Below are 6,263 nucleotides of genomic sequence, written 5' to 3' on the forward strand. Positions count from 1 at the left end.
TCGCAGCCGCCGCCCTCGCTTCTCCGGCCCTCGCCAGCGACCCGACCGGCCTGTGGCAGACCCCGACCAACGGCGGCCAGGTCCGCATCGAACGCTGCGGCCAGGCCCTGTGCGGCACGCTCGTCACCTCCAGCCACATCCGCGCCAACCCCGAGGCGAAGGATCAGCACAACAAGGACGCCGCCCTGCGCGACCGCCCCCTGCGCGGCCTGCGGATGCTGTCGGGCTTCACCGGCGGCCCGACCGAATGGCGCGGCGGCTCGGTCTACAACCCCGAGGACGGCGGCACCTATCGCGGGACCATCACCCTGACCAACGACAACACCCTGCGCCTGCGCGGCTGCATCGTCGCCCCCCTGTGCAAGACCCAGACCTGGACCCGCGTCCAGTAGTCCTGCCCCATAGCTCGCAATGAAAGACGCCTCCCTCGCGATCGCGGGGGAGGCGTTTTCACATCAGCGGTTCAGCGATGTCATGCCGCCGGGCGCATACCGCTCGCCCGCCGCCGCCCCGCGCGGGAAGACGGCCTCGATCCGCGCCAGATCATCCGGCGTCAGCACGATGTCCGCCGCCGCCGCATTCTGCTCCAGCGTCGTGATCCGGCGCGTGCCGGGGATGGGGACCAAGTCCTCTCCCTGCGCCAGCACCCAGGCCAGGGCCAGTTGCGCCGCCGTCACGCCCTTGTCCGCCGCGATGGCGCCGACCGCATCGACCAGATCGAGATTCTTCTGGAAGTTGTCGCCCGCAAAGCGCGGGTTCGTCCGGCGGAAGTCATCCGGCGCCAGGTCGTCGATCGACTTGATCTCGCCCGACAGGAAGCCCCGGCCCAGCGGGCTGTAGGGCACGAAGCCGATGCCCAGTTCGCGCACCACGCCCAGCAGTTCGTCCTCCGGGTCGCGGCTCCACAGCGAATATTCAGTCTGAAGCGCCGTGATCGGATGCTCGGCGTGGGCGCGGCGCAAGGTGGCCGGCGCCGCCTCGGACAGGCCGATGAAGCGCACCTTGCCCTCCTTCACCAGTTCGGCCATGGCCCCGACCGTCTCCTCGATCGGCGTATTGGGGTCGATGCGGTGCTGGTAATAGAGGTCGATGTGGTCGACGCCCAGACGGCTCAGGCTGCCCTCGACCGCGCGGCGCACATTGGCGGGCGAGCCGTCGGTGATCGCCGAGCCGTCCGGCTGGCGGTTGATCCCGAACTTGGTGGCGATGAAAGCCTTGTCGCGCCGATCCTTCAGCGCCTTGCCCACCAGGACTTCATTGGTGTGCGGGCCGTACATCTCGGCCGTGTCGAACAGGGTGACGCCCAGGTCGAGCGCGCGGTGGATCACCGCGATGGATTGGGCCTCGTTCGCCGCGCCGTAAAAGGCGCTCATGCCCATGCAGCCCAGACCGACGGCCGAGACCTCAGGGCCGTTACGGCCCAGCTTGCGCATCTTCATCCGCGCATTCCTTCTGATGTGAGGGGGTCGACGACGCATCCGCCGACGCTCTTCAGATGGGCGCCGTGTGGCCTCATTTCAAGGGACGCGCCCCTCACTCCCCCGCTCATCCCGGCGGACGCCGGGATGAGCGGATTGATCACATCAGGCTAGCCACGATGGACAAGATGGTCGCCGTCGCCACCGCGTTCAGCGCCATGCCCAAGCTGGCGAAGGCCCCCGCCGTCTGGTCCACCTGAAACGCCCGCGCCGCGCCAAAACCATGCGCCGACACCCCGACCGCAAAGCCCCGCGCGCGGTAATCCCTGATCTTCAGCAGGTTCAGCAGCGGCGTCGCCGTCATCGCCCCGAACACCCCCGACATCAGCACGATCACCGCCGCCAGAGCCGGTATGCCGCCCAGTTGAGAGGCCACAGCCATCCCCACCGGCGTCGTCGTCGCGCGCGGCGCAATGGAGGCCATGATCTCGGTCGGCGCGCCAAACAGCCAGACGATGCCGACCGCGCTGACGATGGCCGTCACAGCCCCGGCCAGCAGGGCGCAGGCCAACGGCTTGGCCAGTCGCCGGATCGTCGCCCGCTGCGCCCAGATCGGCACGGCCAGCCCCACCACCGCCGGTCCCAGCAGGAAGCCCAGCACCTGCGTCGCCTCGGCGTATGTGGCGTAAGGCGTCTTCGTCGCCAGCAGCACCCCGATCAGCACCGGCGTCGCCAGCAGCACCGGATGGCACAGCGGATGGCGGCCGCTGCGCCGCGACAGGATGTCCGCCGCCTCGAACACCACCAGCGTCACCGCCAGCCACAGCAGGGGCGTCGCGATCAGATCGCTCACGACGCGTCCTCCTCTTCGCCGTCCGGCTCAGTCCGCCCCGCCACGGCGCGGAACACCAGCGCCGTCACCGCCAACGTCAGCAGGGTCGAGACCGCCACCGCCACGACGATGCCGAAGCCGTACCGCGACAGGATCGCCCCCTCCTCCATCACGCCGACGGCGGCAGGCACGAACATGATCGACAGATGCGCCGTCAGCCAGCCCGTCACCTGCGTCAGCGTCAGCCGCTCCCTCGGAACGAAGGCCAGCCACGCCAGCAACAGCACCATGCCGATCACCGACCCCGGCAGGGGCAGGCCCGTCAACCGGTGGATCACCTCGCCCGCCAACTGGCAGACGAACAGCAGGGCGATGGCGCCGATCATCGGATCAGAGCGGCGCCGTCTGCGCCTTCAGCCATTCCAGCGCCGCCTCATCCTTCTGCACGCCCTGCGCCAACAGAGGCCCGACCTTGGCCAGAACCTCGGCATGATAGGCGTCCACATAGGCCCGCTCGTCCGCCGTCAGTAGGGCGACGTCGATCAGACGCCGATCCAGCGGCGCCAGTGTCAGCTGCTCAAACCCGTGCATGGGCCGCTCGCCGCCCGGAACCTGCGCCGGAGCCGTGACGACCTGCAGCGTCTCGATGCGGATGCCCCACTCGCCCTCGCGGTAATAGCCTGGCTCGTTCGACAGGATCATGCCGTTAAGCAGCGGCTGGTCCGTGCCCCATCCGGCGATGCGCTGCGGCCCTTCGTGGACGCCCAGATACGACCCGACGCCGTGGCCCGTGCCGTGATCGAAGTCGAAGCCCGCGTTCCACAGCGGCTGGCGCGCAATGGCGTCCAGCTGGCGCCCGCTGGTCCCGGCCGGGAAGCGGATCACCGCCATGGCGATGTGGCCCTTCAGAACCAGGGTGAACATCCGGCGCTGGTCGGGCGTGCCCTCGCCGATGGCCATGGTGCGGGTCACGTCCGTGGTCCCGTCCAGATACTGGCCGCCGCCGTCCACCAGCAGCAGCGAACCCGCCTCCATCGGCCGGATCTTGGCCCCGACCGGCTTGTAGTGCGGCAGGGCGCCGTTCGGCCCGACCCCGGCGATGGTGTCGAAGGACAGATCCTTCAGCATCCCGGTCGCCTCGCGGAAGCCTTCCAGCGCCTCGACCACCGCCCGCTCGTCCGGCAGGTCTTTCTGGGCGACGGTATCGACCCAGTGCAGGAACCGCGTCAGGGCCGCGCCGTCGCGGATGTGCGCCCGGCGGCTGCCCTCGATCTCGACGGCGTTCTTCTGCGCGCGCGGCAGGGCGCAGGGGTCCATGCCGCGCACAATGCTTGCGCCCGCCGCCTCCAGCCGGTCGAAATACCAGGCCGAGGACACGGCCGGGTCGATCATCACCTTGCTACCCGACAGGGCGTCCAGCGCGCCGGGCAGCGCCTCGGGCGCCTCCAGCGTCACGGCGTCGCCCAGCCAACCGGGCAGTTCGTTCGTCACCTTGGCCGGGTCGAGGAAGACCTTGGCCGTCCCGTCCGCCTTCACCACCGCCTGACCCAGCGGCAGGGGCGTGCGGATTACATCCCCGCCGCGAATGTTGAACAGCCAGGCCAGCGACGACGGCGAAGTCAGCACAGCCGCCTCGGCCCCGGCGTCGGCGATGGCCTTGCCGATGCGGGCGCGCTTGGACGCGGCGTCCTCGCCGGAATAGCAGTCCTCATGCGGGACCACCGGCGCCTGCGGCTGGGCCGGGCGGGCGTCGCCCCAGGCCAGATCGATCGGATTAACTTCGACCGCCTTCAGCGTCGCCCCGGCCTTTTCGACGGCGGCGCGCAGGCTCGACAGCGCATCGGGGCTGTGCAGACGCGGATCATAGCCGATCACCGAGCCCGACGGCGCGGCCGCCAGCCAGTCGGCCAGCGTGTTCAGCGGCTGACGCTCGAACAAGGCCTCGTCCGTCTGGGCCTTGGCCTGAACCGTATAGCGGCCGTCGACGAAGACCGCCGCCTTATCCTGCATCACCACGCCCGCCCCGGCCGAGCCGGTGAAACCGCTGACCCAGGCCAGCCGCTCATTGGCGTCGGGCAGGTATTCATTCTGATGCTCGTCCTCATGCGGGACCAGCAGGCCGTCGAGGCCCTGCTTGGCCATCTCGGCGCGAAGCAGAGGCAGGTGCTTGGCCCCGAAGGACGGATCGGTGGTTTCGTCGAATGTCTGGCGCATGACGGCCTCTTACTCCTTCTCCCCTTGCGGGAGAAGGTGGCCCGTCAGGGCCGGATGAGGGGTGAAACACCGTCACCTCGCCTGTTGCACCGTCACCTGCCGAACGGCTTCGAACACCACGGCCGGATTGTTCAGAACGGCCTCGTTTCCGAAACGCAACACCGTGAAACCCTGCGCGGTTAACCAGGCGTCCCGCTCGGCATCAGACTCGGCCCGCAGAACATGAACGCCGCCGTCCAGCTCAATGATCAGCCGCAGCGCCGAACAGCAGAAGTCGGCAATGTAGCGCCCGATAGGCGCCTGTCGGCGAAACTTCACGCCCGCCAGCCGGCGATCCCGCAGAAGCTTCCACATGGCGTCCTCGGCCATGGTCGATTCTTGGCGAGACCGCCGAGCGTTGGCCTGAGTGCGAGACGAGGGCTTCAACATAGCTGAAGCCTATCACCGAACGATGGTGTTTCACCCCTCATCCGGCCCTGACGGGCCACGTTCTCCCGCAAGGGGAGAAGGGAACTCGCCTCTTACTTCTTGCGCAGTTGCAGCGCGCTCCATGCGTCATGATGGATCGTCTGCTCCACCACGAAGCCCAGCGGCAGATAGGCCTCCAGGATGCGCTCCTCCTGCGTCCGCAGCAGGCCCGACAGGATAGCCACCCCGCCCGACTTCAGCGCCGCGCCGATCTCGGGCGCCAGGAACACCAGCGGCGCCGCCAGAATATTGGCGAACACCAGATCATAGGGCGCGTGCTGCGCAATCCGCGCATCGCTCAGGCCGTCGGCGAAATAGAACTCGCATCTGGCGTCGTTGATCACCGCATTCTCGTTGGCGATGCGGGCCGAAGGTTCGTCGATATCGGTGCCGACAGCGATGGGCGAACCCGTCTTGGCCGCCGCGATGGCCAGCACGCCCGTGCCGCAGCCGACGTCCAGAACCTTCTCGAACGTCTCGGTCTTCAGCAGATTGTCGAACGCCTCCAGGCAGCCGACCGTCGTGCCGTGGTGGCCGGTGCCGAACGCCGCGCCCGCGTCGATCTTCAGCGTGACCCGGCCCTCAGGCACCTTGCCCTGATCGTGCGCGCCATAGACGAAGAAGCGCCCGGCCTCGACCGGGGGCAGGCCCGACAGGCTCATGGCCAGCCAGTCGGCGTCCGCCAGCTTCTCGACCACCACTTCCAGCCCCGGCGTGGCGCGCAGGATTTCGGCGATGCCCTCGGCCTCTTCATCGGTCGTGGGGAAGGCGTCGATGCGCCAGATTTCCTTGTCCTCGTCCTCTTCCAGAATAGAATAGGTCGCGTTCTCCAACAGGGGATTGGCGTCGATGGCGGCGGCGGCGGCTTCGGCCGGGGCGCGATCACCGCGCGCGATCACCTGAACTGCGGATTCGGACATTTCTCAAACACCGTTATAATGACGAATCGCCAGTGCGGGCTTGGTTCTTACGCCCGTGTCCAACGAGGGGTCGGGGAGTTTATGGCCAAAGCACCGTCTGAAACGAAACCTGCCGCGAAAGCGGCCTCCGCCGCTTCCAAGCCGAAACCGGCGGCAAAGTCGAGCGCGACAGCGACAAAAGCTGACGCCAAGCCCAAGGCCGTAAAGGCCCCCGCCGCGGCGAAAACCGCCTCCAAGGCGGCTGCGCCCAAGACGGCCAAGCCTGCTGCGGCCAAGACCGCCGCTGCGCCGAAGGCCGCCGCGCCAAAGACAGCCGCTAAGGCGCCGGCCGCCAAGAAGCCCGCAACGCCGAAGGCTCCGGCTCCAGCAAAGGCGACCACGGCCAAGGCCGCCGCGCCGAAAAAGGCTGCT

Annotated in this window: 8 protein-coding genes; 2 read left to right on the forward strand and 6 right to left on the reverse strand. The window is 68.4% G+C overall.

Translation table 11 applies throughout. The features are described from left to right. On the forward strand, positions 1-392 hold a 392-nt coding region (locus RT567_RS12405), incomplete at its 5' end, for a DUF2147 domain-containing protein (protein ID WP_313576635.1). Between the two features lie 63 nt (positions 393-455). Here RT567_RS12405 and RT567_RS12410 read toward each other — a convergent pair. The 6 genes from RT567_RS12410 to RT567_RS12435 all read right to left on the reverse strand — a co-directional run bounded on the left by RT567_RS12410 (position 456) and on the right by RT567_RS12435 (position 5,852). Beyond that, positions 456-1,439: an aldo/keto reductase gene (locus RT567_RS12410; protein ID WP_313576636.1), complete on the reverse strand. Its 984-nt coding sequence runs from the start codon at positions 1,437-1,439 to the stop codon at positions 456-458. A gap of 139 nt (positions 1,440-1,578) precedes the next feature. Beyond that, complete coding sequence (locus RT567_RS12415; RefSeq protein ID WP_313576637.1) at positions 1,579-2,271, reverse strand: LrgB family protein; 693 nt, start codon at positions 2,269-2,271, stop codon at positions 1,579-1,581. Continuing rightward, on the reverse strand, positions 2,268-2,636 hold the full coding sequence (locus RT567_RS12420) for a CidA/LrgA family protein (protein ID WP_313576638.1): 369 nt from the start codon (positions 2,634-2,636) through the stop codon (positions 2,268-2,270). The genes RT567_RS12415 and RT567_RS12420 overlap by 4 nt, the downstream gene beginning before the upstream one ends. A gap of 4 nt (positions 2,637-2,640) precedes the next feature. Further along, positions 2,641-4,464, reverse strand: a complete 1,824-nt coding sequence (locus RT567_RS12425; RefSeq protein ID WP_313576639.1) for an aminopeptidase P family protein — start codon at positions 4,462-4,464, stop codon at positions 2,641-2,643. A gap of 72 nt (positions 4,465-4,536) precedes the next feature. Next, entirely contained in the window at positions 4,537-4,893 is a 357-nt protein-coding gene (locus RT567_RS12430) for a DUF559 domain-containing protein (protein ID WP_313576640.1), read from the reverse strand. A 92-nt stretch (positions 4,894-4,985) separates the two neighbouring features. After that, the gene (locus tag RT567_RS12435; protein WP_313576641.1) at positions 4,986-5,852 is read right to left on the reverse strand and encodes a 50S ribosomal protein L11 methyltransferase; all 867 of its coding nucleotides are present in this window, start codon (positions 5,850-5,852) and stop codon (positions 4,986-4,988) included. Between the two features lie 81 nt (positions 5,853-5,933). Between RT567_RS12435 and RT567_RS12440 the strand changes: the two genes are divergently transcribed. Beyond that, positions 5,934-6,263 (forward strand): hypothetical protein (locus RT567_RS12440; RefSeq protein WP_313576642.1); only part of this gene is annotated, 330 nt, incomplete at its 3' end.

The organism is Brevundimonas sp. (assembly GCF_032107865.1).
Taxonomy (GTDB): domain Bacteria; phylum Pseudomonadota; class Alphaproteobacteria; order Caulobacterales; family Caulobacteraceae; genus Brevundimonas.

What these genes read in the sequence shown, in the direction of transcription:
- RT567_RS12410 (WP_313576636.1), bottom strand. Translation starts at nt 1,439, where the DNA reads ATGAAGATGCGCAAGCTGGGCCGTAACGGCCCTGAGGTCTCGGCCGTC.
- RT567_RS12435 (WP_313576641.1), bottom strand. Translation starts at nt 5,852, where the DNA reads ATGTCCGAATCCGCAGTTCAGGTGATCGCGCGCGGTGATCGCGCCCCG.
- RT567_RS12425 (WP_313576639.1), bottom strand. Translation starts at nt 4,464, where the DNA reads ATGCGCCAGACATTCGACGAAACCACCGATCCGTCCTTCGGGGCCAAG.
- RT567_RS12420 (WP_313576638.1), bottom strand. Translation starts at nt 2,636, where the DNA reads ATGATCGGCGCCATCGCCCTGCTGTTCGTCTGCCAGTTGGCGGGCGAG.
- RT567_RS12430 (WP_313576640.1), bottom strand. Translation starts at nt 4,893, where the DNA reads ATGTTGAAGCCCTCGTCTCGCACTCAGGCCAACGCTCGGCGGTCTCGC.